3 protein-coding genes are annotated in these 1,665 nt (G+C 74.5%); 1 reads left to right on the plus strand and 2 read right to left on the minus strand.

Annotation, left to right across the window (positions count from 1 at the left end):
- Positions 1-256 precede the first annotated feature (256 nt).
- Positions 257-739 (plus strand): GNAT family N-acetyltransferase, encoded by a 483-nt coding sequence (locus L2I40_RS22825; RefSeq protein WP_237217654.1) that lies wholly within the window; start codon positions 257-259, stop codon positions 737-739.
- Between the two features lies 1 nt (position 740).
- On the opposite strand, the gene otnC is transcribed toward L2I40_RS22825, so the two are convergent.
- Both otnC and L2I40_RS22835 read right to left on the minus strand, forming a co-directional pair.
- Positions 741-1,376: a 3-oxo-tetronate 4-phosphate decarboxylase gene (gene otnC / locus L2I40_RS22830; protein WP_237217655.1), complete on the minus strand. Its 636-nt coding sequence runs from the start codon at positions 1,374-1,376 to the stop codon at positions 741-743.
- A partial coding sequence (locus L2I40_RS22835) for a nucleotide-binding domain containing protein (RefSeq protein WP_272911006.1) occupies positions 1,369-1,665 on the minus strand: 297 nt, incomplete at its 5' end. The genes otnC and L2I40_RS22835, both read right to left, overlap by 8 nt.

The raw sequence follows: 1,665 nt of genomic DNA on the forward strand, positions 1-1,665 counted from the left end.
GCCGGGCCCCAAAGCGGGGTCCAGATCTGGCGGGCGATCCGGGCGTGGAGGGCGTCACCCGAAAGGGTGGCGCCCTTTGCGCGTTAATCGGGCGCCTCAAGCGCCGGCGCCCGCATCCGCGGGCGTCGTGCCGAAGGCACGCCTTCGGTGTGACGCTTGCGCGCCGCAGAGATGGCGCGCTGGCCGCGCGGACGATCGCGGCGCGGCGGCCGCGTTGCGGCCGCATCCTGACGGGGCGGCGTCCGATCCGCGCCCGGTGTACATCCTTCCCATGTCCGTCTCCATCCGCCCGCTCCCGCGCGAGGAGCGCTACGCACTCGCGCCGCTCTTCGCTGCCTACGCTGCCGAGATGCGCGGCACGCTCGCCGGGCGGGAGGTCGCGCCGCCCGAGGCGCAGGCCGCGCTGCTCGCCGCCCATCCCGCGGCCGAGGTGCTCGCCGCCGAGCGCGATGGCGCGCCGCTCGGATTCGCCGTGCTCTTCGACCTGCCGGAGATCGTGTTCGCCCGACGTTGCGGGCAGCTCGACGACCTCTTCGTCGCCCCCGCTGCCCGTGGCCAGGGCATCGCGCGCGCCCTGATCGCCGAGGCCTGCGCGCTCGGCCGCGACCGCGGCTGGAGCCACCTGCGCTGGATCGTGCCCGAGGCCGACGCCCCCGCCATCGCGCTTTACGAGCGCATCGCCGCCCGCGCCGACTGGCTCAGCTACGTCATCCGCCTCGATCCGGGCGCGTCGCTTTAGCTCAGCCGAAGGTGGCGAGCAGGTCGTCCACCTGCGCCGGCGTCAACCGCCGGACGCCGGGGACGTCGCGCAGCAGCAGCGCGAGCCGCGCCGCCTCCTCCAGCTCCTCGCTGGCATGCACCGCCTCTGCAAGCGTCGCGCCGCTCACCACCGGGCCGTGGTTCGCCAGTAGTAGCGCCTTCGCACCCTTCGCCGCCTCGTGCACCGCCGGCTCCATCGCCGCGTCGCCGGGCCGGTAGTAGGGGACGCAGGGCAGGCGCCGCCCGATGCGCATCACGAAGTAGGGTGTGAGCGGCGGGATCTCCGCGTCCCCCCCCTCGGGCGCCAGGCAGGAGATCGCGGTGGCGTAGGTCGAGTGCAGATGCACCACCGCTCCCGCCTCCGGCCGCGCCGTCAGCACCGCGCGATGGAGGAACACCTCCTTGCTCGGCCGGTCGCCCGAGAGGTGCGACCAGTCCGCGCCGAGCTTGCTGATCCGCGCCGGGTCGAGGCGGCCGAGGCAGGAATTGGTCGGCGTCATCAGGTAGCCGTCCGGCAGCCGCACGCTGATGTTGCCCGCCGTACCGACCGAGTAGCCGCGCTTGAAGAGCGACTTCGCGAGCAGCGACAGCTCCTCGCGGATCGCCGCCTCAGACATGCTGGAAGGCCTTCAGGAAGAAGTCGCGCGCGCCGAAATTCCCGCTCTTGAGCGCGAGGTGGAGGCCCGGCGGTGTCGCGCCGGAGGCGCGCGGCATGCTCGCATAGGTCCAGGGCACGCCCGGGTCGATCTCCGCGCCGATGCGCAAGGACCGCACGCCGAGCCGCTGCACCACCGCGCCCGAGGTCTCGCCGCCCGCCACGACGAGCCGCCCGACGCCGCGCGCGACCAGCCCCTCGGCGACCGCCGCCATCGCCTCCTCGACCAGCGCGCCCGCCGCCTCGCGGCC

It is taken from the genome of Falsiroseomonas oryziterrae, from assembly GCF_021864505.1.
In the GTDB taxonomy this organism is placed as follows: domain Bacteria; phylum Pseudomonadota; class Alphaproteobacteria; order Acetobacterales; family Acetobacteraceae; genus Falsiroseomonas; species Falsiroseomonas oryziterrae.

What these genes read in the sequence shown, in the direction of transcription:
- otnC (WP_237217655.1), bottom strand. Translation starts at nt 1,376, where the DNA reads ATGTCTGAGGCGGCGATCCGCGAGGAGCTGTCGCTGCTCGCGAAGTCG.